General features: G+C 66.9%; 22 protein-coding genes and 2 tRNA genes. 17 read left to right on the top strand and 7 right to left on the bottom strand.

What is annotated here, in order from left to right; translation table 11 throughout:
• Positions 1-1092 carry a phosphotransferase gene (locus KF796_11975; protein MBX3587349.1) on the top strand — a complete coding sequence of 364 codons (1092 nt, stop codon included), beginning with the start codon at positions 1-3 and terminating at the stop codon, positions 1090-1092.
• A 35-nt stretch (positions 1093-1127) separates the two neighbouring features.
• A complete protein-coding gene (locus KF796_11970; protein ID MBX3587348.1) occupies positions 1128-2402 on the top strand; it encodes an acyl-CoA dehydrogenase family protein in 1275 nt (424 codons plus the stop codon).
• 83 nt (positions 2403-2485) lie between these two features.
• Here the strand turns inward: KF796_11970 and KF796_11965 are convergent, their stop codons facing one another.
• Positions 2486-3178, bottom strand: coding sequence for a hypothetical protein (locus KF796_11965; protein ID MBX3587347.1), 693 nt, complete (start codon positions 3176-3178; stop codon positions 2486-2488).
• A gap of 59 nt (positions 3179-3237) precedes the next feature.
• Between KF796_11965 and KF796_11960 the strand changes: the two genes are divergently transcribed.
• Positions 3238-3930, top strand: coding sequence for a glutathione S-transferase N-terminal domain-containing protein (locus tag KF796_11960; GenBank protein MBX3587346.1), 693 nt, complete (start codon positions 3238-3240; stop codon positions 3928-3930).
• 8 nt (positions 3931-3938) lie between these two features.
• Here the strand turns inward: KF796_11960 and KF796_11955 are convergent.
• Positions 3939-4015: transfer RNA gene (locus tag KF796_11955), tRNA-Arg, on the bottom strand.
• Between the two features lie 53 nt (positions 4016-4068).
• A tRNA-Pro gene (locus KF796_11950) sits at positions 4069-4145 on the bottom strand.
• Positions 4146-4168: 23 nt separating this feature from the next.
• Between KF796_11950 and KF796_11945 the strand changes: the two genes are divergently transcribed.
• Genes KF796_11945 through KF796_11935 form a run of 3 tightly spaced genes read left to right on the top strand, consistent with a single transcriptional unit; the run spans position 4169 to position 6947 of the window.
• Positions 4169-6019 (top strand): PhoX family phosphatase, encoded by a 1851-nt coding sequence (locus tag KF796_11945; protein ID MBX3587345.1) that lies wholly within the window; start codon positions 4169-4171, stop codon positions 6017-6019.
• Entirely contained in the window at positions 6016-6555 is a 540-nt protein-coding gene (locus tag KF796_11940) for a hypothetical protein (GenBank protein MBX3587344.1), read from the top strand. The genes KF796_11945 and KF796_11940 overlap by 4 nt, the downstream gene beginning before the upstream one ends.
• Positions 6552-6947 (top strand): DUF488 family protein, encoded by a 396-nt coding sequence (locus KF796_11935; protein MBX3587343.1) that lies wholly within the window; start codon positions 6552-6554, stop codon positions 6945-6947. The genes KF796_11940 and KF796_11935 overlap by 4 nt, the downstream gene beginning before the upstream one ends.
• Here the strand turns inward: KF796_11935 and boxB are convergent, their stop codons facing one another.
• From boxB to KF796_11920, 3 genes are all read right to left on the bottom strand, one after another.
• Positions 6948-8372, bottom strand: coding sequence for a benzoyl-CoA 2,3-epoxidase subunit BoxB (gene boxB, locus KF796_11930; GenBank protein MBX3587342.1), 1425 nt, complete (start codon positions 8370-8372; stop codon positions 6948-6950). It abuts the gene before it with no gap.
• A gap of 183 nt (positions 8373-8555) precedes the next feature.
• Complete coding sequence (gene boxC / locus KF796_11925; protein ID MBX3587341.1) at positions 8556-10247, bottom strand: 2,3-epoxybenzoyl-CoA dihydrolase; 1692 nt, start codon at positions 10245-10247, stop codon at positions 8556-8558.
• A complete protein-coding gene (locus KF796_11920; GenBank protein ID MBX3587340.1) occupies positions 10244-11158 on the bottom strand; it encodes a helix-turn-helix transcriptional regulator in 915 nt (304 codons plus the stop codon). Before KF796_11920 ends, boxC begins: the two co-directional genes overlap by 4 nt.
• Before the next feature lie 108 nt (positions 11159-11266).
• On the opposite strand from KF796_11920, the gene KF796_11915 reads away from it, so the two are divergent.
• The 9 genes from KF796_11915 (at position 11267) to KF796_11875 (ending at position 19314) form a co-directional block, all read left to right on the top strand.
• Positions 11267-11728, top strand: a complete 462-nt coding sequence (locus tag KF796_11915; protein ID MBX3587339.1) for a flavodoxin domain-containing protein — start codon at positions 11267-11269, stop codon at positions 11726-11728.
• Positions 11729-11798: 70 nt separating this feature from the next.
• Positions 11799-13370 carry a benzoate-CoA ligase family protein gene (locus tag KF796_11910; GenBank protein MBX3587338.1) on the top strand — a complete coding sequence of 524 codons (1572 nt, stop codon included), beginning with the start codon at positions 11799-11801 and terminating at the stop codon, positions 13368-13370.
• Between the two features lie 82 nt (positions 13371-13452).
• The gene (locus KF796_11905; GenBank protein ID MBX3587337.1) at positions 13453-14640 is read left to right on the top strand and encodes an ABC transporter substrate-binding protein; all 1188 of its coding nucleotides are present in this window, start codon (positions 13453-13455) and stop codon (positions 14638-14640) included.
• Positions 14641-14722: 82 nt separating this feature from the next.
• Positions 14723-15349 (top strand): LysE family translocator, encoded by a 627-nt coding sequence (locus KF796_11900; protein MBX3587336.1) that lies wholly within the window; start codon positions 14723-14725, stop codon positions 15347-15349.
• Positions 15350-15355: 6 nt separating this feature from the next.
• Positions 15356-16219 (top strand): branched-chain amino acid ABC transporter permease, encoded by an 864-nt coding sequence (locus tag KF796_11895; protein MBX3587335.1) that lies wholly within the window; start codon positions 15356-15358, stop codon positions 16217-16219.
• Positions 16216-17223: a branched-chain amino acid ABC transporter permease gene (locus KF796_11890; protein MBX3587334.1), complete on the top strand. Its 1008-nt coding sequence runs from the start codon at positions 16216-16218 to the stop codon at positions 17221-17223. Before KF796_11895 ends, KF796_11890 begins: the two co-directional genes overlap by 4 nt.
• A complete protein-coding gene (locus KF796_11885) occupies positions 17223-17981 on the top strand; it encodes an ABC transporter ATP-binding protein (protein ID MBX3587333.1) in 759 nt (252 codons plus the stop codon). The genes KF796_11890 and KF796_11885 overlap by 1 nt, the downstream gene beginning before the upstream one ends.
• A 2-nt stretch (positions 17982-17983) precedes the next feature.
• Complete coding sequence (locus KF796_11880) at positions 17984-18697, top strand: ABC transporter ATP-binding protein (protein MBX3587332.1); 714 nt, start codon at positions 17984-17986, stop codon at positions 18695-18697.
• Positions 18698-18825: 128 nt separating this feature from the next.
• Positions 18826-19314: a hypothetical protein gene (locus KF796_11875; GenBank protein ID MBX3587331.1), complete on the top strand. Its 489-nt coding sequence runs from the start codon at positions 18826-18828 to the stop codon at positions 19312-19314.
• A 13-nt stretch (positions 19315-19327) separates the two neighbouring features.
• On the opposite strand, the gene KF796_11870 is transcribed toward KF796_11875, so the two are convergent.
• On the bottom strand, positions 19328-20113 hold the full coding sequence (locus tag KF796_11870; protein ID MBX3587330.1) for a helix-turn-helix domain-containing protein: 786 nt from the start codon (positions 20111-20113) through the stop codon (positions 19328-19330).
• A 112-nt stretch (positions 20114-20225) separates the two neighbouring features.
• On the opposite strand from KF796_11870, the gene pobA reads away from it, so the two are divergent.
• Both pobA and KF796_11860 read left to right on the top strand, forming a co-directional pair.
• Positions 20226-21407, top strand: coding sequence for a 4-hydroxybenzoate 3-monooxygenase (gene pobA, locus KF796_11865; GenBank protein ID MBX3587329.1), 1182 nt, complete (start codon positions 20226-20228; stop codon positions 21405-21407).
• A gap of 37 nt (positions 21408-21444) precedes the next feature.
• Entirely contained in the window at positions 21445-22347 is a 903-nt protein-coding gene (locus KF796_11860) for a CoA transferase (GenBank protein ID MBX3587328.1), read from the top strand.
• The last annotated feature ends 28 nt before the right edge of the window (positions 22348-22375 follow it).

Below are 22375 nucleotides of genomic sequence, written 5' to 3'. Positions count from 1 at the left end.
ATGAGCACTGCCAACTACGACCATTTCGTCGGCACCCGCCCGGTCTCGGACAAGCACGCGTTTGACACGGCGGCGCTGTCCGCCTGGCTGGAAACCAACCTCCCCGGATTCGCCGGCCCGCTGAGCGTGGAAATGTTCAAGGGCGGCCAGTCCAACCCGACCTACAAGCTCATCACCCCCTCGCAGAGCTACGTGATGCGCGCCAAGCCCGGCCCGGTGGCCAAGCTGCTGCCCTCGGCCCATGCCGTGGAGCGTGAATTCGCGGTCATGAGCGGCCTGCAGGGCACCGGCGTGCCCGTGCCGCGCATGCACTGCCTGTGCGAGGACGAATCCGTGATCGGCCGCGCCTTCTACGTCATGGAGTGCATGCAGGGCCGCGTCCTCTGGGACCAGGCCCTGCCCGGCATGACGCCCACCGAGCGAGGCGCCATTTACGACGAGATGAACCGCGTGATCGCGGCGCTGCACAGCGTCAATTTCAGCGAGCGCGGCCTGGCCAGCTACGGCAAGCCCGGCAACTACTTTGACCGCCAGATCGGCCGCTGGAGCAAGCAGTACGTCGCGTCCATCACCCAGCCCATCGCCGAGATGGACCAGCTCATCGAATGGCTGCCGGCCCACATCCCGGCCGGCGCGCGCGACGAGGGCAAGGTCTCGATCGTCCACGGCGACTACCGGCTGGACAACCTGATGTTCCATCCGACAGAGCCGCGCGTGATCGCCGTGCTCGACTGGGAACTCTCCACGCTGGGCCACCCGCTGGCCGACTTCAGCTACCACTGCATGGCCTGGCACATCCCGCACGCCATGTCGCGCGGCATTGGCGGGCTCGACCTCGCGGCCCTGGGCATCCCGACCGAGGACGACTACATCCGCCGCTACTGCGACCGCACCGGCCTGGCCACGCCGCAGGAGCTCAAGGCCGACTGGAACTTCTACATGGCCTACAACATGTTCCGCATCGCCGCCATCCTGCAGGGCATTGCCAAGCGCGTGGAGGCCGGCACGGCCTCCAGCGCCCAGGCCGTGGCCTCGGGCGCCGGTGCCCGCCCTATGGCCGAAATGGCCTGGAAATTCGCCCGCCAGGCCTGAACCGCCCGGCCCCCAAGACACCAACGGAGAACCCTATGGATTTCGAGTACTCAGCCAAGACCAAAGACCTTCAGACCCGGCTGCTGAAGTTCATGGACGACCACATCTACCCCAACGAGAAGGCCTACAAGGACGAACTCGAGGCCAACACCGCGGCCGGCAAGCGCTGGAGCGCGCTGAAGACCATCGAGAACCTCAAGCCCAAGGCCCGCGCCGCGGGCCTGTGGAACCTGTTCCTGCCGGTGGACAGCGCCGCCGCCTCGGGCTATGACGGCGCCGGCCTGACCAACCAGGAATACGCGCCACTGGCCGAGATCATGGGCCGCGTGATGTGGTCCAGCGAGGTCTTCAACTGCTCGGCGCCCGACACCGGCAACATGGAAACCATCGCGCGCTATGGCGATGACGCCAACAAGGCGCGCTGGCTCAAGCCCCTGCTTGAAGGCCAGATCCGCTCGGCCTTTGCCATGACCGAGCCCGAAGTGGCGTCCAGCGACGCCACCAACATCTGCACCCGCATCGAGCGCCAGGGCGATGAATACGTGATCAACGGCCACAAGTGGTGGATCTCGGGCGCCGCCGACCCGCGCTGCGCGGTCTACATCACCATGGGCAAGACCGACCCCGACGCGCCCAAGCACTCGCAGCAGAGCATGGTGCTGGTGCCGGCCGATGCCAAGGGCATCCGCGTGGTGCGACCGCTCAACGTCATGGGCTACGACGACGCGCCGCACGGCCACGTCGAGATGTACTTTGAAAACGTGCGCGTGCCCGTCTCCAACATCCTGCTGGGCGAAGGCCGCGGCTTCGAGATCGCGCAAGGCCGCCTGGGCCCGGGACGCATCCACCACTGCATGCGCCTGATCGGCCTGGCCGAACGCGCGCTGGAACTGATGTGCCGCCGCGCCTCGTCGCGCGTTGCGTTTGGCAAGTCGGTGGCTGCGCAGACCGTCACGCAGGAACGCATTGCCGAGGCACGCTGCAAGATCGACATGGCGCGCCTGCTCACGCTCAAGGCCGCCTGGATCATGGACCTGGCCGGCAACAAGGTAGCCCGCACCGAAATCGCCATGATCAAGGTGGTGGCGCCCACCATGGCCTGCCAGGTGATCGACTGGGCCATGCAGGTGCATGGCGGCGGCGGCATGTGCGACGACTTCCCGCTGGCCCATGCCTACGCCAGCGCGCGCACCCTGCGCTTTGCCGACGGCCCGGACGAAGTGCACCGCAACGCGATTGCCAAGTGGGAGCTGGGCAAGTACGGCGCCTACGGCAAGGACGCCGACGTGCCCATCACGCGCGGCAGCTGAGCCCCCGGGCGGCTCCAGTTTGCTACGCTTTTGCTAGCAGACTGTGGCCGCCAGGCCTGGACTCCAGGCCTTTTTTGTTTGAATCAGAGCGAAATGTCGGTGCTCAGCCCGCCCAGGGCGGATTCGCAGGCGCTGGTGAAGATGGTCGCGGCATGCTGCAGCGTGGGCATGTCCGATGGCGTGTATTCCATGCGCAGGTAGGCCTTGCCACGCAGCAGCATGAGCATGAAGGGCACCTCGGCCGCCGGGCCGGGTACCGGCCAGTTCATCATGAGGTCCGCCAGGCCCGGGTCCACGAAAGCCAGCGCGTTCTCGCGCACATCGGCCAGGATCGAGTAGCGCTCCCAGAACGGCCGCGGCAGGCTGTCCCAGCCCACCTCCTCGTACATGGCGAGCCAGCGCATTTCCTCGGGCAGATTGGGGTCGGCCGTGGTCTGCAGGCTGTCGGTGTAGATCGAGTAGGCCTTTTTCTCCAGCGCCTCCTTCAGGGGGCGGTTCATGACCAGCACCGCGGCGTCTTCATTGATGCCCAGCACGGCGCGGGCGCGCAGTTCCTCGCCACGGATGAAGTTGCGCGTGGGCCGGCCCACCTCCATGCGCCAGGGCTTGTTGCCGACCTTGCCTTCCAGGGAAAAGCCCTTGCCCGAGCCCTGCTCGCTGTAGCCAAAGCCCTGCGTGCCCGCCCACTCGGACACCTGGTTGCCCGCCAGCTGCGAGCTGGGCGAGAACGTGTCCTTGGCGTCCTTGGAAAATGCCTTTTTGATGCGGTCAAACATGAAGCGGTGGTTTCCCCTAAAGTCGCATTATTCAATCAAACGTGAAAAAGGGGTGACCGATGATTGACGTTTACTCATGGGCCACGCCGAACGGCCACAAAGTTCACATCATGCTGGAGGAATGCGGCCTGCCCTGGCGCGCCATTCCGGTCAATATTGCCACCGGCGACCAGTTCAAGCCCGAATTCCTGGCCATCAGCCCCAACAACAAGATTCCCGCGATGGTGGACCCGCAAGGCCCCGACGGTAAGCCCATTTCATTATTCGAGTCGGGCGCCATCCTGCTGTACCTGGCTGCCAAAACCGGCAAGTACCTGCCCGAAGGCGACCGCAACCGCTATGAAGTGCTGCAATGGCTGATGTTCCAGATGGGCGGCGTCGGCCCCATGCTGGGCCAGGCCCACCACTTCAGGCTGTACGCGCCCGAGAAGATCCCCTACGCCATTGACCGCTACAGCAACGAGGCCAAGCGCCTGTATGGCGTGATCGACAAGCAGCTGTCGCGCCACAAATTCCTGGCCGGCAAGCGCTATTCGGTCGCTGACATCGCCACCTTCCCGTGGCTGCGCAGCTGGCAGAACCAGGGCATCGTGCTGTCGGACTACCCGCACCTCGAAAAATGGTTCCACCAGATCGCCGAGCGCCCGGCCGTGCAGCGCGGCGTGAAAGTGCTGGCCGACCTGCGCAAGCCCCTGACCGACGACAAGGCCCGCGAGACCCTGTTTGGCAAGGCGCAGTACCAGAAGCGCTGAGCAAGAACTGGCCTGCCCGGAGGGGATCGAACCCCCGACCCACAGCTTAGAAGGCTGTTGCTCTATCCAACTGAGCTACGGGCAGGTAGATGGACCAATGGACAAAAGGCCCGCTGATGCGGGCCTTTTCATTATGAATGGTCGGAGCGATAGGATTCGAACCTACGACCCTCTGGTCCCAAACCAGATGCGCTACCAGACTGCGCTACGCTCCGAATCCAGCATTCTATCTGTTCGCATGACCTCGCCCGACCTGCTCCACTGCCCGGATCGTCGTTTTGTCCTTCAATCGGGCGCCGCCGCTGTGGTGGCGCTGCTGGCCAGCGGCTGCGCCCTGCCCGCGGCCGCCAGCGGCAGGCCGCCTCTGGGCTTCACCGCCGTGCCGCCCTCGGCCGCCGACACGTTGCAGGTGCCGCCGGAGTACGAAGCCAGCCTGCTGTACCGCTGGGGCGAGCCCACGGGCCTGGCGGGTGCCATGCCGCCCTGGCGCGCCGATGCGTCCGGCAGCGCGGCCGACCAGGCCCTGCAGGCCGGCATGCACCACGATGGCATGCACTTCTTCCCCCTGGGCACCGACGGCCGGCGCGGCCTGCTGGTGCTGAACCACGAGTACACCGACGAGGCCTTGCTGCACCCCGCGGGCGTGGCGCGTTCGCTGGAGACCACGCGCAAGTCGCAGCACGCCATGGGCGTGTCGGTGATCGAGGTGGCGCTGGGCCGCGCGGGCTGGCAGCAGGTGCGGCCCTCGCGCTACGCGCGGCGCATCCATGGCAACACCCCGATCCGCATCAGCGGCCCGGCGGCCGGCGCCCCCGCGATGCGCACCGCCGCCAACCCCGCGGGTGACGAGGTGCTGGGCACCTTTGCCAACTGCGCCATGGGCGTCACGCCCTGGGGCACCTACCTGACCTGCGAGGAAAACTTCCACGGCTACTTTGGCGGCCCGGGCCGGCCCGGGGCCGATCACCCGCGCTCGCTGCGCCGCTACGGCGTGTCGCCAGGCGGCCAGTGGATCGACTGGTGGCGGCACGACGCGCGCTTTGACGTGACGCAGCACCCGCACGAGGCACACCGCTTTGGCTGGGTGGTCGAGATCGACCCGATGGACCCGACGGCCACGCCCGTCAAGCGCACCGCGCTGGGCCGCAAGGCACAGGAGAGCGCCACCTGCACCCGCACGCGCGACGGCCGCGTGGCGGTCTACATGGGCGACGATGCGCGCTTTGAATACATCTACAAGTTCGTGAGCCGCGACCGGGTGCAGCCCGGTGGCTACGCCGCCAACCGCGAGCTGCTGGACCACGGCACGCTGTATGTGGCCCGCTTCGACGACGCGGGCCGCGGCGAATGGCGGGAACTGTCGGCCGGCCGGCCCGGCTTGGAACCGGCAGCCGGCTTTGCCTCCCAGGCCGACGTGCTGATCGACGCGCGCAGCGCGGCCGATGCCGTGGGCGCCACCCCCATGGACCGGCCCGAATGGATTGCCGTGCACCCGCACAGCGGCGAGGTCTATGTGACCCTGACCAACAACAGCCAGCGCGGCCAACCCGGCAAGCCGCCGGTGGATGCAGCCAACCCGCGCGCGCGCAATCAGTTCGGCCACATCCTGCGCTGGCGCGAGGCCGGCGGCGACGCCGCGGCCAGGCGCTTTGACTGGGACATCTTCGCGCTCGCGGGCGACCCGGCCGTGCCGGGTGCCGGCACGCGCTACCCGGGCCCGCAGGCCGACCCGTTTGGCTCACCGGACGGCCTGCACTTTGACAGCGGCGGGCTGCTGTGGATCCAGACCGATGTGTCGGGGCCCGCCATGCACCACGGCGACATGGCCGCGCTGGGTAACAACCAGATGCTCTGCGCCGACCTGGCCACGGGCCGGATCAAGCGCTTCCTCACCGGGCCGCGGGGTTGCGAGGTGACGGGCTGCGTGGTCACGCCCGACCGCCGCGCGCTGTTCGTGAACATCCAGCACCCGGGCGAAACCCGCGACGAGGGGGGCAGCGCCGGCCACTGGCCCGATGGCGGCCATTCGCCCCCGCGCCCGGCCACCGTGGTGGTGCGCCGCCGTGATGGCGGCGAGGTGGGGACATGAACGCGCGCGGCACCGGTCTCGCTGTGCTGGTGCTGGCACTGGCCGCCCTGCTCTCCCCGGCCCCGGGCAACGCGCAGGCCCTGAACGCGGCCTGGGACGGCGACTGGATCACCGCCCAGGCCAGCCAGCAGCGCCCTAGCCAGGTGCTGCGCGTGGCGCGCCAGGGCGCGCAGACCCGGCTCGAACAGGCCGGGCAGGCCTGCCCGCTGGTGTATGACGGCACGGTCACGGCTCGCGACATCCAGCAGCAGGTGGACGACCTGCGGGCCTGGCAGCTGAGTCCGGCCCACTGGCCTGCGGGCACCGACCCCAAGCAGCTGGTCGGCCTGGCCGGGGAGTTTGACGCGGCCACGCGCCTGATCGCCGGCCTGTCGGCCGGGCGCTACCGGCGCGCGCGACTGCGCGGCGAGGGCTGCGACGACGCCGATGACATTTTCTTTGTGCTGCACCAGGGCCGGCGCCTGTTCCGCGTGCGCTTTCCGTCGGCCAGCCTGGGCATGGACGTGCTTGTACTCGAGAGAAGGAGTCCCCCATGAGCATCCGGATCGTGCGGCTTGGAACGCCGCGGGCGCCGGGCGAAGGCCTGCGCATCGGCACCGTGCGGCGGCCACCGCGTGGTGTGCCCAAAACAGAATTCGCGCGACAGGACTGGTACGACGTGTGGTACCCCAACCTCGCGCCCAGCGCCGACACCATGCAGCTGGGCCAGGCCGCCCAGGCCAGCGGCACGGACCGGGACTGGGCCGCGTTCAGGAAAAAGTACCGCAGCGAAATGGCCGAGCCCGACGCCAGCCGCAGCCTGGACCTGCTGGCCGCGCTGTCGCACGCCAGCCACTTCGCCGTGGGCTGCTACTGCGAGAACGAAGCCCGCTGCCACCGCTCGCTGCTCAGGGAGCTGTTGCAGGAGCGCGGCGCAGTGGTCAGCTGATCAGAGTTTCACGTACTCGTACTCGACCGGGTTGGCGTTGATGCCGCGGTCGGGCGGTGCGATCCAGGCGGCCATCTTGCCGGGCTCGGTCACGCGGTTCATCAGGCTCTTGACGAAAGCGATGTCGGCCTCGGTGGGCAGCCAGTCGTTTTTCTTCGCATCGAACTCGGCCTGCGTGATGGGGTTGCCCAGCGGGTCGGTCGGCACGCCGGCCCACACGCCCACCGCGCGGCGAAAGCGCGTGGACGGCAGCTTGAGTTCAAAGTCCACGCCCGCGCGCTTGATCGCCATGTTCCAGCGGGTCACGCCCACGTTGCAGTCCTTCACGTACTCCAGGCGCGTGATCTCGTTCATGCCGTTGCGGGTGGACACGGTTTCGTTCTTCATGCCGCCCTTGCCGTCGGGCACCACGATGCTCATTTCAGTCTCCAGCTCCACGTGGTCGGCAAACTTGGCTTCATCCGGCCGGCCCTTGATGCCGTTGCTGAAGTAGTTGGCGGCGTTGCTCGAGGCCTCGGAACCGAACAGGTCCAGCGAGCTGGTGAACCAGAAGTTCATGAACTTCTGGATGGTGGGCAGGTCGATCACGCCGGCCTTGCGCAGCGTGGCCACGTCGTCGGTGTCCAGTTCCTTCATCACTTCCAGCGTCCGCTTGATGACGCGGCCCACGCCGGTTTCGCCCACGAACATGTGGTGGGCCTCCTCGGTGAGCATGAAGCGCGTGGTGCGCGCCAGCGGGTCGAAGGCGCTCTCGGCAAAGCTCTTGAGCTGGAACTTGCCGTCGCGGTCGGTGAAGTAGGTGAACATGAAGAAGCTCAGCCAGTTGTCCATGGGCTCGTTGAAGGTGCCCAGGATGCGCGGCTTGTCGGCATCGCCGCTGTGGCGCATCAGCAGTTCCTCGGCTTCCTCGCGTCCGTCGCGGCCAAAGTGCGCGTGCAGCAGGTAGACCATGGCCCACAGGTGGCGGCCCTCTTCCACATTGACCTGGAACAGGTTGCGCAGGTCGTACAGGCTGGGCGCGGTGTGGCCCAGCAGGCGTTGCTGCTCCACGGACGCCGGCTCGGTGTCGCCCTGCGTCACGATCAGGCGGCGGAAGGTGCTGCGGTATTCGCCGGGCACGTCTTGCCAGACCTCTTCACCCATGTGGTCGCCAAAGCCGATCTTGCGGCCCTCTTCCTTGTCGGCCATGAAGATGCCCCAGCGGTAGTCGGGCATGGGCGTGTAGCCGTAGCTGGCCCAGCCCTGGGCGTCCACGCCCACGGCGGTGCGCAGGTAGACCTCCTTGGCCTTGAAGTCGCTCGGCCCCATTTCATCCCACCAGTTCAAAAAGGCCGGCTGCCAGTGCTCCAGCGCGCGCTGGAGCTGGCGGTTCTCGCCGAGGTTGACGTTGTTGGGGATCAGGGCTTGCAGGTCAATGGTGCTCATGGGAGTTTCCTTAATGCCCTTTCGGGCTGATCTTTGTGCCGTTCCGGGCTGATTCCTGTGCCCGTTGTTCAGCCTGGGCTTTGTGCCCGTTCGCCGGGGTCTTGTGCCCGTTCAGCCTGAGCTTGTCGAAGGCTTCGACAGGCTCAGCCCGAACGGAGCGGGTGGCCCAGGACGGTGGGGTTGTCAGATGCGCTTCCAGTCAAATTTCGCCTTCTTGCCCGTGCCAAAAAGCTTGAGCGCGCCGTCTTCGCCCACCGCATTGGGGCGGATGAAGATCCAGTTCTGCCAGGCACTCAGGCGGCCGAACACGCGCGTCTCCATGGTCTCCTTGCCCGGGAAGCGCAACGAGGCTTCCATGCCGGTCATGGCGTCGGGCGAGAGGCTGGCGCGCTCTTCCAGCATGATGCGGATCTCGTCGTCCCAGTCGATGTCGTCGGGTGTGAGCGTCACCAGGCCCAAGCCCAGCGCCTGGTCGGCGCGCAGCGGGCTGTCCTGCAGGCCCTGCAGCTGGGCCAGGGTCTGGTCGTCTTCATTGAAACGGGTGGCCAGGCGCGTCAGGCCATTGACCATGGGGTAGCGGCCAAAGTTGCCGGCATTGAGCTGCAGCGCGGGCGCGGCGTCGGGCGAATCGGGCAGGTCCAGCATGTAGATGCGGTCGCTGGCGGCGGCCAGTTCGTACAGCGTGCCGACAAAGCACGAGCCCTGGTCCACCAGCGCAATCAGCGAGCGGCTGGTCACGTCGATGCGCGCCAGCGTGCGGCGCAGCGCGCCCGTGGTTTCGCGCACCAGCCAGTGGTCCTTTTGCGCCTGGAGCACGGCATCGGCCTGCATCACGCGGTTGGCGTCGCCGCGGGTCTTGAAGACCCAGGTGCCCACTTCAAGCTCATTGGTGCGCAGGTTCAGGATCAGGTCGTCCAGCTCGCGCTGCATCCTCAAAGGCCACCAGTTCGCGCCAGCGGCCTCGATGGCGGCGGGCGTGGATTCCACGGCCGCCGCCGGCGCCTTGACCGTGATGGTGGCAATGCGCGCGGCGCGGTCCACCTGCGCGTCCACCGTGGTGTAGTGGTAGCCCAGGTCGTCAATCACCGGATTCAAGGGCGTGAGTTCAATGCCTTTTGAGGCGGAAGTCCTTGTGGACTGGGCACGCAGTGCTTCAATTTCTGTAGCAATCAGGGCGTCGAACTGCTGTGGCTTGGCATGGCTGTCGATCAGCTTCCAGTCACGGGCGCGGTCGGCCCGCACGCCTTCGCTGGTGGTGCAGAAGATGTCGGCCAGGTCGCGGCGCACCTTGCGCTTGTCGGTCACGCGGGTCAGGCCGCCGGTGCCGGGCAGCACGCCCAGCAAGGGCACTTCAGGCAGGCTCACGGTGCTGGAGCGGTCGTCCACCATCGCGATGCGGTCGCAGGCCAGTGCCAGTTCGTAGCCGCCGCCGGCGCAGGCACCGGTCACGGCCGCGATGGACTTGAGGCCGTCATGGCGCGAGGAGTCTTCGAGACCGTTGCGGGTCTCGTTGGTGAACTTGCAGAAGTTCACCTTCCAGCCATGGGTGGACACGCCCAGCATGTAGATGTTGGCACCCGAGCACCAGATCTTTTCCTTGGCCGACTCGAACACCACCACCTTGACGGCCGGGTGCTCGAAGCGGATGCGGTTGAGCGCGTCGTGCAGCTCGATGTCCACGCCCAGGTCGTAGCTGTTGAGCTTGAGCTTGTAGCCGGGCTTGATGCCGCCGTCTTCATTGATGTCGAGCTTGAGACGGGCCACGTCCCCCTGCACGCTCAGGGTCCAGTGCTGGTATTTGCTGGGGTGCGTTTCAAAGCGCACCAGCTCGCGGTCGCCCTGGGTAAACAGCAGCGGTTCGGTCATGGCATTCATCGGGAAGTCTCCTTGGGGGAATGGGTGGACGGAACAGCGCGTTCCAGGTCCTTGAGTGATTGCTTGACGGTGCGGGCGGCGGTGTCGACCACCGCGTCGGCGCGTGCATACAGCGCTTCACGGCTGGCCAGGATGCGGCGGATGTCGTCCAGCGCCTCGCGGGTGGCGCCGCCCTTGGCGTTGTCGCCGGCGTCAAACGGGCGCATGTCGCCCTGGGCCACCACGCGGCTCATGTGCTCCTCGGGGCTGGCCTTGAGCCAGACGCACCAGAAGTGGCTTTGCAGCAGGTCGAAGGTCTCGCGCTCGCTCACGATGCTGCCGCCGGTGGTCATGACCACGCCGTCGGGGTGGTCCTCGGCAATGCGCAGCAGCGCGCGGCGCTCGTAGCGGCGGTAGCCGGCCTGCCCGTGCAGCAGCAGGATCTCGTTCATGCTGGTGCCGGCCTCGCGCTCGATCTGCCGGTCCAGTTCCACAAAGGGCACGCCGCGCTGCGCGGCCAGTTGCTCGCCCAGCGTGGTCTTGCCCGCGCCGCGCAGGCCGATCAGCGCCACGCGCTTTTCGCGGCCCAGCGCGTCGCTCAGGCCAAAGCTGCTGCCCAGCAGGCTGTAGGCGGTGTCCAGCTGGCCGTCGTCAAGCCGGGCCAGCAGGCCCTGCACGCGCGCCAGCGCGGGGCGTGGCGCGTCCTGCAGCAGTTCCAGAATGGAGATGTTCAGCGCGCGGGCCGCCAGCTCCAGCGAGTTGATCGACACATTGCCCTTGCCGCTTTCCACATCGGCCAGAAAGCGCTCGCTCAGGCCGGAGTCGGTGGCCAGGGCCTTGCGCGTCATGCCGCGCCGCGCGCGCCAGGCACGCACCCGGGCACCCAGCTCGGCGAGCGTGGCCTTGGCTTCGTTGTCGGTCATGACCTGCATGAGAACCTCGTTTTTATAGAAAACATTTGCGTTAAATCAAGATTGCAGTATACTTCCTGTCAATCAAGTGTCAAGCAGTTTATTGCATCTTTGCTGGAGACCCGCCCCATGAAGCTCAAAATCCTCGTTGGAACCATGACCAGTACCGCTGACTATGTGGCGCAGGCCATCCAGATGGACTGCGCCGATCTGGTGGACGATATTGAAGTGCAGCTCATGGATGGCCTGGACATCAGCGCGTTCGATGAAGATGCACTTTATCTCATCTGCTCCTCCACCTATGGTTCCGGCGACGTGCCCGACAACGCGCGCCACCTGTATGACTCGCTCGACACCGCCCCCAAATACCTGGGCCACGTGCGCTACGGCGTGATTGCACTGGGCGACAGCACCTACCAGCAGACCTTCTGCTTTGGCGGCAAGAAATTTGACGAGCGGCTGCAGGGCCTGGGCGCCCAGCGCATCGGCGACGTGTGGTGCCACAACGCCAGTGCGGGCACGATGCCCGAGGAACTGGGCACGGCCTGGTGCCGCGAGTGGCTGGCGCTGGCCCTGGCCCCCGCGGCCTGAGCCAAAACGGCCCAGAGTCCAGACAGCGCGGCCACCTGCCGCTACCAAAACAATAGCAAACGGAGACACGATGAACCTCAGCAGCGCCGACCATTCCACCAGCCCGCCGCGGGTGGACATTCCGCGCCAGTACAACGCCGCCCACGACCTGCTGGCCCGCAACGCCGGCCGCCTCGCCAAGACCGCCTTTGTGGACGCGAGCAGCGGGGCGGAACTGTCCTACGGCGCCTTGACCACCCAGGCCCACCAGTTTGCCAATGCCCTGCGGGCCCGCGGTATGGCGCCCGAGACGCGCGTGATGATGGCGATGCTGGACACGCCCGAGTGGCCCGTGGTGTTTCTGGGCTGCATCCTGGCCGGCGTGGTGCCGGTGGCCGCCAACACCCTGCTGACCGCCAAAGATTTTGATTTCATGTTGCGCGACTCGCGTGCGCAGGCGCTGTTTGTGTCCAAGGCCCTGTTGCCGACGTTCGCGCCGCTGGTCCCCGCCATCCCCACCCTCAAGAGCGTGTTCGTGGCCGGCGACGACGGCGCGGACTCGGTCAGCGTCCTGCTGGCCAGCGGCAAGCCCGACGCGCAAGTGGCGGACACCTGCGCCGACGACCCCTGCTTCTGGCTGTATTCCAGCGGCTCCACCGGCACGCCCAAGGGCACGGTGCACCTGCACAGCCACCTGATCCAGACCGCCGAGCTGTACGCGCGACCCATCCTGGGCATCCGCGAGGACGATGTGGTCTATTCAGCCGCCAAGCTGTTCTTTGCCTACGGGCTGGGCAATGGCTTGACCTTCCCGATGAGCGTGGGCGCCACCGCGGTGCTGCTGCCCTCGCGTCCCACGCCGGCCGATGTGTTTGGCGTGCTCAGAAAATACCAGCCCACCATCTTCTACGGCGTACCCACGCTGTACGCGGCCCTGCTGGCCGACCCGGCCCGCCCGGCGCGCGCTGAACTGCGGCTGCGCGTGTGCACCAGCGCCGGCGAGGCCCTGCCCGCCGAGATCGGCCGCAAATGGACGGCCGACTACGGCTGCGAGATCCTCGACGGCATTGGCTCCACCGAGATGCTGCACATCTTCCTGAGCAACCGCCCCGGCGCGGTGCGCTACGGCACCACCGGCCAGGCCGTGCCCGGCTATGCGCTGCGCATCGTCGGCGATGACGGCCAGGAGTGTGGCCCCGGCGACATCGGCGAGCTGCAGATCAACGGCCCCAGCGCCGCCCTGATGTACTGGAACAACCGGGCCAAGACCAAGGCCACCTTCTGCGGCGAGTGGACGCGCAGCGGCGACAAGTACACCCGCGACGCCGACGGCTACTACACCTACGGCGGGCGCAGCGACGACATGCTCAAGGTGGGTGGCATCTACGTGAGCCCGTTCGAGGTCGAGGCCTCGCTGATGACGCATCCGGCCGTGCTCGAGGTGGCCGTGATCGGCCTGGCCGACAGCGACGACCTGATCAAGCCCAAGGCCTGCGTGGTGCTCAAGCCCGGGCAGAGCGCCACGGCCGACGAGCTCAAGGCCCATGTGAAGAGCCAGCTCGCGCCCTACAAATACCCGCGCTGGATCGAATTCGTGGCCGAGCTGCCCAAGACGGCCACGGGCAAGATCCAGCGCTTCAAGCTGCGTGCCGGTCAGCAATGAGCCGGCGTTCGGGTAATTCATGTTGCGCAGTTCCGGCAACATGGGTTAAATTACTTTAAGCCTAAACAAAAAGGAGCTATCCATGACCACTCGCCGTCTTGTCCTGACCCGCAGCGCCGCCATTGTGGGCGCGGCCTCCACGGGCCTGTTGCTGCCCCAGATCGCCCGCGCCCAGAGCGGCAAGGTCCGCGTGGGCTTCATGCTGCCCTACACCGGCACCTACGCCCAGCTGGGCGTGGCCATTGAAAACGGTGTCCGCATGGCCATCGACGAAAAGGGTGGCAAGCTCGGCGGCCGCGAGATCGAGTGGTTCAAGGTGGACGACGAGTCCGAGCCGTCCAAGGGCGTTGAAAACGCCAACAAGCTGGTACAGCGCGACAAGGTGGATGTGCTCATCGGCACCGTGCACTCGGGCGTGCAGATGGGCATCCAGAAGGTGGCGCGCGACTCCGGCGTGCTCAGCCTGATCCCCAACGCCGGCGTTCTGGCCGCCACCGGCGCGCTGTGCGCCCCCAACGTGTTCCGCACCAGCTTCACCAATTCGCAGCCCACGCTGGCCCTGGGCAAGGCCATGGTCGACCGTGGCCACAAGAAGGCCGTGTGGATCACCTGGAACTACTCGGCCGGCGCCGAAGCCTTTGCCGGCTTCAAGGAAAGCTACACCAAGGCCGGCGGCACCATCGTCAAGGAACTGGCCGTGCCCTTCCCCAGCGTGGAATTCCAGGCCCTGCTCACCGAAATCGCGTCCATCAAGCCCGATGCCGTGGCCTGCTTCTTTGCCGGCGGCGGTGCCGCCAAGTTCATCCGCGACTACGCCGCGGCCGGCCTCAAGGGCAAGATCCCGCTGTATGGCTCGGGCTTCCTGACCGAAGGCGTGCTCGACGCCGCCGGCCCGGCCGCCGACGGCATCATCACCACCATGCACTACAGCGACTCGCTGGACACGCCGCGCAACAAGGCGTTCCGCCTGGCCTACGCCACCACCTTCCGCAGCCAGCCCGACGTGTACGCCGTGCAGGGTTACGACACGGGCCTGCTGCTCACCATGGGCGCCGCCGCGGTCAAGGGCGACTTCAACAACAAGAAGGCGCTGTACGCCGCCATGGAAGGCGCGGTCATCGACAGCCCGCGTGGCAAGTGGAAGATGAGCAAGTCCCACAACCCGATCCAGGACATGTACCTGCGCGTGGTTGAAAACAAGGAAAACAAGGTGATCGGCGTGGCCGCCAAGGCCCTGGCCGACTCCGGCGCCGGTTGCAAGATGGGCTGACACGGCCCGTGCTCCAGAGTGGGAGGTTTGCGGACCTCCCATTTTTTTGCCTTGTGGCACGCAGCATGCTTGAACGATCCCCATGACCCTGTCCACCTACCTGCTGTACGTCGCGGCCGTTGCGCTGCTGATCCTCACCCCTGGCCCCACCATGCTCATGTGCGTGACCAACGCGCTCAACCATGGCCCGCGCCGCGCCATGACCTCGGTGGCGGGTGCGGTCACCGCCATCCTGTGCGTGATGGCGCTGTCGGCCATGGGCCTGGGTGCGCTGCTGGCGGCGTCTGAAACCGCGTTCACCGTGGCCAAGGTGGCCGGCGCGGCCTACCTGATCTGGCTGGGCATCAAGACCTTTCGCAGCGAGTCGCTGGCCATTGAATTCACGGGCGGGCCGCAACGCCAGCGCACGCGCTCTTTCTACCTGCAGGGCTTTCTGGTGGGCGCCAGCAACCCCAAGGCCGTGCTGTTCTTCGCGGCCTTCTTCCCGCAGTTCCTGAATCCGTCGGCGCCCGTGCTGCCCCAGTTTGCCGTGCTCGCTCTGACCTTCATGGCGTTCGAGCTCACCGTGCTCACGCTGTGCGCACTGGGCGTGTCGCGGCTGGTGCCCGTGCTGCGCTCCAGCACCGCGGTGCGCTGGGTCAACCGGGTCTGCGGCGGCCTGTTCACGCTCATGGGCGGCCTGCTGCTATTGACGCGCCGCAACGCCTGACAAGCCATGGACTTCCCCAGCTTTCTCATCCAGCTGCTCAACAGCGTGCAATACGGCCTGCTGCTGTTCATGCTGGCCGCCGGCCTGACGCTGATCTTCGGCATCATGGGCGTGGTCAACCTCGCGCATGGCAGTTTCTACATGCTGGGCGCCTACCTGGCCTGGTCGCTGTCCACCCTGCTGGGCAGCCTGGTGCTGGCCATTGTGGTGGGCGCGGCGCTGTCGGTGGTGTTTGGCCTGGCACTCGAATGGCTGCTGTTTCGCCACTTCTACCAGCGCGATCACCTGGACCAGGTGTTGCTCACCTTCGGCCTGATCTACATCTTTGAGGAGATGCGCTCCATCCTGTGGGGCGATGACGTGCATGGCGTGAAAATTCCCGAGCTGCTGCGCGGCTCCATTCCGCTGACCGACACCCTGTCCTACCCGGTTTACCGGCTGTTCATGTCGGGCGTGTGCATCGTGCTGGCCCTGGGCCTGTACCTGCTGATTTCCAGAACCCGCCTGGGCATGAAGATCCGCGCCGGTGCCTTCAACCGCGACATGGCGGAGTCGCTGGGCATCAACATCAAGCTGATCCACGCCGTGGTGTTCGCGCTGGGCGTGGCATTGGCCACGGTGGCCGGCATGATTGCCGCGCCGATCTCCAGCGTCTACCCCAACATGGGCTCGCAGGTGCTGATCATGTGCTTTGTGGTGGTGGTGATCGGCGGCATCGGCTCGGTGCGCGGCGCCCTGATCTCGGCGCTGCTGGTGGGTCTGGTCGATACCTTTGGCAAGGTTCTCTTGCCCCAGCTCGCGGGCATGCTGGTCTACATGCTGATGGCGGCTGTGCTGCTGTGGAAACCTGAAGGCCTGTTCAAACAATGAGCGCCCCCAAGAACAACCTCGAAACCCTGCCGCGCGGCCTGCAGGCTGCGCTGGCGCTGGGCCTGATCGCGCTCGTCGCCTTCCCGTTCGTGGGCAGCGATTTTTACGCCCAGATGGTGGCGCGCATGATGATCCTGGCCATTTTTGCCATGAGCCTGGACCTGCTCCAAGGCGTGACCGGCCTGGTGTCGCTGGGGCATGCGGCGTTCTTCGGCATCTCGGGCTATGCGCTGGCCTTCATGACGCCGGCCGGTGAGTCGGTCGCGCTGTGGTGGACGCTGCCGGCCGCCGTGCTGGGCTCGGCGCTGGCGGCCCTGGTGATCGGCTTCTTCGTGGTGCGCACCCAGGGCATCTACTTCATCATGGTGACCATGGCGTTTGCGCAGATGGTGTTCTATGTGTTCTTCGACAACCGCTCGCTCGGCGGCTCCGACGGCCTGTACATCAACTTCAAGCCCGACGCCACGCTGTTTGGCTGGGCGCCGTTTGACCTGGAAGACAAGCGCAGCTTCTACTACTTCACGCTGGCCTGCCTGGTCGCGGTCTATGCCTTCCTGCGGCGGCTGCTGTTCAGCCCGTTCGGGCGGGCCCTGGCGGGCATCCGCGTCAACGAGCACCGCATGCGCGCCATGGGCTTCGGCACCTTTGGCTACAAGCTCGCGGCCTTCACGCTGGCCGGCGCGCTGGCGGGCCTGGCGGGCTACCTCTGGGGCGCGCAGACCGGTTACGTGAACCCCGAGCTCATGGGCTTTCACATGAGCGCGCACGCGATCATGATGGTGATCCTGGGCGGCATGGGCAACTTTGCGGGGGCCATCGTGGGCGCCTTTGCCTTCGAGTATTTGCTCAGTGTGTTCAAGGACCTGCCCACCGTCGGCGGGGTCCACATCGGCAAGCACTGGCAGCTGTGGATGGGCCTGTTCATCGTGGCCATCGTGATGTTCGCGCCGCGCGGCCTGCTCGGGCTGGCCGGGCGCCTGTTCCAGCGCAAGGAGGGTCCATGATGGCCGCCACCGGCGAACTCCTGTTGAGCGCGCAGCAGCTGACCAAGCGCTTTGGCGGCCTGGCCGCCGTGAACGATGTGTCGGTGGACCTCTGGCGCGACCGCATCCACGCGGTGATCGGCCCCAACGGTGCAGGAAAATCCACGCTGACCAACCTGCTGTCGGGCGACCTGCCCCCCACCTCGGGCCGCGTCACGCTGGGTGGCGCCAACGTCACGGGCCACAAGCCCCACCGCATTTCGCGCCAGGGCCTGGGCCGCAGCTACCAGAAGACCAACATCTTCCTGCCCTTCAGCGTCTGGGACAACGTGCGCCTGGCCGCCCAGTCACGGGCCCCCAACGCCTGGCGCTGGCTCAGCAGTGCTACGAGTTTTGTAGCAATCAACGACCGCGCCGAGCGGGCCATCGAGCTATCCGGCCTCAAGGACCGGCGAAACGCCATTGCCGGCACCATCAGCCACGGCGAGCAGCGCCAGCTCGAGATCGCCATGACCCTGGCCACCGGCCCCCAGGTGCTGCTGCTCGACGAGCCGCTGGCCGGCATGGGCGTGGCCGAGGCCGAGCGCATGGTGGCGCTGCTGCTGGCCATCAAGCCCGACCACGCCATGCTGCTGGTCGAGCACGACATGGACGCGGTGTTCACGCTGGCCGATCACCTCACGGTCATGGTCAACGGCCAGGTGATTGCCAGCGGTGCCCCGGCCGACGTGCGCGCCGATGCCAACGTGCAGGCGGCTTATCTGGGTGAGGAACACTGAAAATGTCCGACCTGTTGATTGAAGCCAGCGGCCTGCACACCTACTACGGCGCGAGCCACATCCTGCGCGGCATCGACTTTTCCGTCGCGCGCGGCGAAACCATCGGCCTCATGGGCCGCAATGGCATGGGCAAGAGCACTTTGCTCAAGAGCCTGATGGGCCTGGTCAAGCCGCGTGGCGGCACGGTGCGGATCATGGGCCGCGACATGACCGGCCGCGCGCCCTACGAGGTCGCCCAGCTGGGCATGGCCTATGTGCCCGAAGGCCGCGGCATCTTCGGCAACCTCAGCGTGGTCGAGAACCTCAAGATGGCCGCGCGCGCCGGCACCCGGGGCCAGCGCGACTGGACCTACGACCGCGTGCTCGAGACCTTCCCCCGCCTCAAGGAGCGCCTGGGCCACGGCGGCCAGCAGCTCAGCGGCGGCGAGCAGCAGATGCTCACCATCGGCCGCGCGCTCATGACCAACCCCGACGTGTTGATTCTCGACGAAGCCACCGAAGGCCTGGCGCCGCTGATCGCGCGCGAGATCTGGCGCATCTGCGGGCTGATCCGCGAGTCCGGCATCAGCAGCGTGATCGTGGACAAGAACTGGAAGCACGTGACCCAGATCACCGACCGCAACGTGATCCTCGTCAAGGGCGAAGTGGTGTTTGCCGGCAGCTCGACCGAGCTGAACGCGCAGCCGCAGCTGCTGGACCAGTACCTCGGGGTCTGAGGCGGACCTGCAACGCGGCAGAGGCGTCGCATGCGCCTGTTCTCAACTTGCTACATCGAGTTACACTCCCTGCGCACTTCAGGCCGAGGGCCTGGGGCAACCAAAAAATTTTTTCCAAGGGGAGTTCCATGTTCAAGAGTCTGTTGGTGGCGGCGGGCGCGTTCGCCATGGTGGGTTGTGCGTCGGTGATGAATGATTCGACGCATCCCGTGAAGATCGAAACCCGAACCGCCACCGGCACCGAGGTTGTGGGCGCCGATTGCAAGGTCAACAACGACTATGGGAGCGCCAGCGCCAAATCCGGCGAAACCACCCAGGTGCGCCGCTCATCCAAAGACCTCGACATCGTGTGCTCCCAGGCCGGCCAGCCCGAAGCCAAGGCGCGGGCCATTTCGCGCGCCAATGCGGGCATGGCGGGCAACATCATTTTTGGTGGCGGCATCGGCGCCATCATCGACCACAACAAGGGCACGGCCTATACCTACCCGACCTGGATGCAACTGGTGTTTGGCCAGACACTCGTGTTTGACAGGCGCGATGAACAGGAAGGCTCGCCAGTCAAGGGAACGCCGCCTGGCGAAGTGGCAAAAGCCACCCCGGCGGCGGGCACCAACTGATTTTTGGCGCCAGTCACAGCAGCGGCCCCAGTTCACGCGCCGCATCCTGCAGCAGCGGCAGCAGATCGTGCTGCATCACCTCAGGCACCAGCCGCGCGGCTGACGTGACCACGTTCAGCGCGGCCACGGTCTCGCCTTGGGCGTTGCGCAGCGGCACCGCCAGCGCATGCACGCCGATCTCGTGCTCTTCGCTGGCCACGCACCAATCGTCGGCGCGCACCTGCGCGATGATGGCGCGCAACTGCTTGGGGTCGGTCGTGGTGCGCGGCGCGATGCGCGGCAGCGTGCGCCCGCGCAGCCATTCGTTGAAGGCGGTTTTGCTTTTGGCGGCCAGCAGCACCCGGCCCGTGGACGTGGCATGGGCCGGCAGCCGGGCCCCCAGGTGCAGGCCATAGGCCAGCAGACGGGCCGCGCCACCGGGCACCGTCTTCAGGTCCACCCCGCTGCGCGCCACGATCACCACCTCGGCGCCGTCCAGCACCACGGCCGAAAACGGCTCCAGCGTCTGCGCCGCCAGCCGGTTCAGCGTGGGCTGCAGCAACCGTGGCAGCCGGGCCGACGCCAGGTAGCTGCCCGAGAAGCGCAGCACCTTGGGCGACAGCCAGAAATAGCTGCCGTCGGTTTCGAGGTAGCCCAGGTGCGCCAGTGTGAGCAGGTGGCGCCTGGCGGCGGCGCGGGTGATGCCCGCGCGCTGTGCCGCCAGCGTCGCGTTCAGCCGCTGGCGCTCGGTGTCAAAGCTCTCGAGCACGGCCAGGCCCTTGGCCATGCCCTCGATGAAATCGGCCCTGGCGATAGTCATTGCGCGATCATCGCACATTGGGCGCGATCATCGCGCAATGGTCCGGCAAAGCCCTGTCCTTCCGGGCCGCGGAGTCCTAACCTTGACGCAGATCAAAGTCAGGAGACACCCCATGCGTACCCAGGTCGCCATCATCGGCGCGGGCCCTTCCGGCCTGCTGCTCGGCCAGTTGCTGCACAAGGCCGGCATCGACAACATCATTCTGGAGCGCCAGACCGGCGACTATGTGCTGGGCCGCATCCGCGCTGGCATCCTGGAGCAGATCACCGTGGACCTGCTGCACGAGGCGGGCGTGGGCGCGGGCGTGGATGCCGGAGGCACCGTTCACCACAGCATCGAGCTGGTGTTCGCGGGCACGCGCCACCCGATCGACGTGCACGGCCTGACCGGGGGCAAGGTGGTCACGGCCTACGGCCAGACCGAGCTGACCCGTGATCTCATGGAAGCGCGCGCCGCCGCCGGCCTGACCACCGTGTACGAAGCCGCCAACGTCACGCCGGCGGACTTTGACGGCAGCCGGCCCCGCATCACCTACGAGAAGGACGGCCAGACCCACACGCTGGACTGCGACTTCATTGCCGGCTGCGACGGCTACCACGGCGTGAGCCGCGCCAGCGTCAAGGACAGCATCACCGAGTACGAGCGCCACTACCCCTTTGGCTGGCTCGGCGTGCTGGCCGACGTGCCGCCGGTGTCGCCCCACGCCATCGTCTACGGCAACAGCGAACGCGGCTTCTCGCTGTGCTCCATGCGCAGCCTCACGCGCAGCCGCTACTACGTGCAATGCCCGCTGGACGACAAGGTGGAGGACTGGAGCGACCAGCGCTTCTGGGACGAGCTGCGCCGCCGGCTGGACCCGGCCCTGGCCGAGGCCATCGTCACCGGCCCGACCATCGAGAAAAGCATCGCCCCGCTGCGCAGCTTCGTGGCCGAACCCATGCGCTTTGGCCGCCTGTTCCTGGCGGGCGATGCCGCCCACATCGTGCCGCCCACGGGCGCCAAGGGCCTGAACCTGGCCTCCAGCGACGTCAAGTACCTGTCCAGCGCGCTGATCGAGTACTACCGCGACAAAACCCCCGCGGGCATTGACACCTATTCCGCGCGCTGCCTGCGCCGGGTCTGGAAGGCCGAGCGCTTCAGCTGGTGGCTGACCTCGCTGCTGCACCGTTTCCCGGACACCCAGGGCTTTGGCCAGAAGATCCAGGAAGCCGAGCTCGACTACCTCGTGGGTTCGGTCGCCGCCTCCACCACGCTGGCCGAGAACTACGTGGGGCTGCCGCTGGAGTTGCACTGACGACAGCGCCGGCGCGGACCGTGGGTTAAATTCCATCATGGCCTCCGCAAAAAAACCTGTCCTGCGCCCGCTCAAGGGCGTGCGCGTCCTGAGCCTGGCGCTCAACCTGCCCGGCCCGGCCGCGCTCATGCGCTGCCGCGCCATGGGCGCCACCTGCGTCAAGCTGGAGCCACCCACGGGCGACCCCATGGGGCACTACAACAAGCCGGCCTACGCCCAGCTGCATGAGGGCGTGAAGGTGCTCGGCGCCGACCTCAAGACCGCCACCGGCCAAAAGCTGCTGCACCGCGAACTGGCCAAGGCCGACGTGCTGCTGACCTCGTTCCGGCCGTCGGCGCTGACCAAGCTGGGCCTGGGCTGGAAGGCATTGCACAAGACCTACCCCACGCTGTCCCAGGTCGCCATCGTCGGCGCGCCCGGCGCGCGCGCCGAGGAGCCCGGCCACGACCTGACCTACCTGGCCGACAACGGCCTGGTCAGTGGCCTGGCCCTGCCGCCCACGCTGTACGCCGACATGGGCGGCTCGCTGATGGCCAGCGAGGCCGTGCTGCAGGCCGCGCTGCTGCAAAGCGAACGCTACGCCGGCACCGGCGACCCGCACCCGCGGGGCGTGTTCATCGAGGTGGCGCTGGCCGATGCCGCCGGCTACCTTGCCCTGCCCCGCAACTGGGGCCTGACCCAGCCCACCGGTTCGGTAGGCGGCGCGCACGCGGGCTACAAGGTCTACCCATGCAAGGATGGCCGGGTGGCCGTGGCTGCGCTGGAGCCTCACTTTGCGGCAGCGCTGTGCGCGGCGGCCGGCGTGGCCGACTCCGGCATGCGCGCCATGCTGGCCCCCGCCACCCACGAGGCGATCGCCGCCTTTTTGCTCACGCAAACACGCCAGCAGCTTGACCGGCTGGCCGCCGCACGCGACATCCCGCTGCACACTTTGCCCTGATTCGCTACGCTTTTTGTAGCACGCAGTG

This window comes from Ramlibacter sp. (assembly GCA_019635435.1).
Lineage (GTDB): Bacteria > Pseudomonadota > Gammaproteobacteria > Burkholderiales > Burkholderiaceae_C > JAHBZM01.
This window is presented reverse-complemented; position numbering and strand designations above follow the sequence as displayed.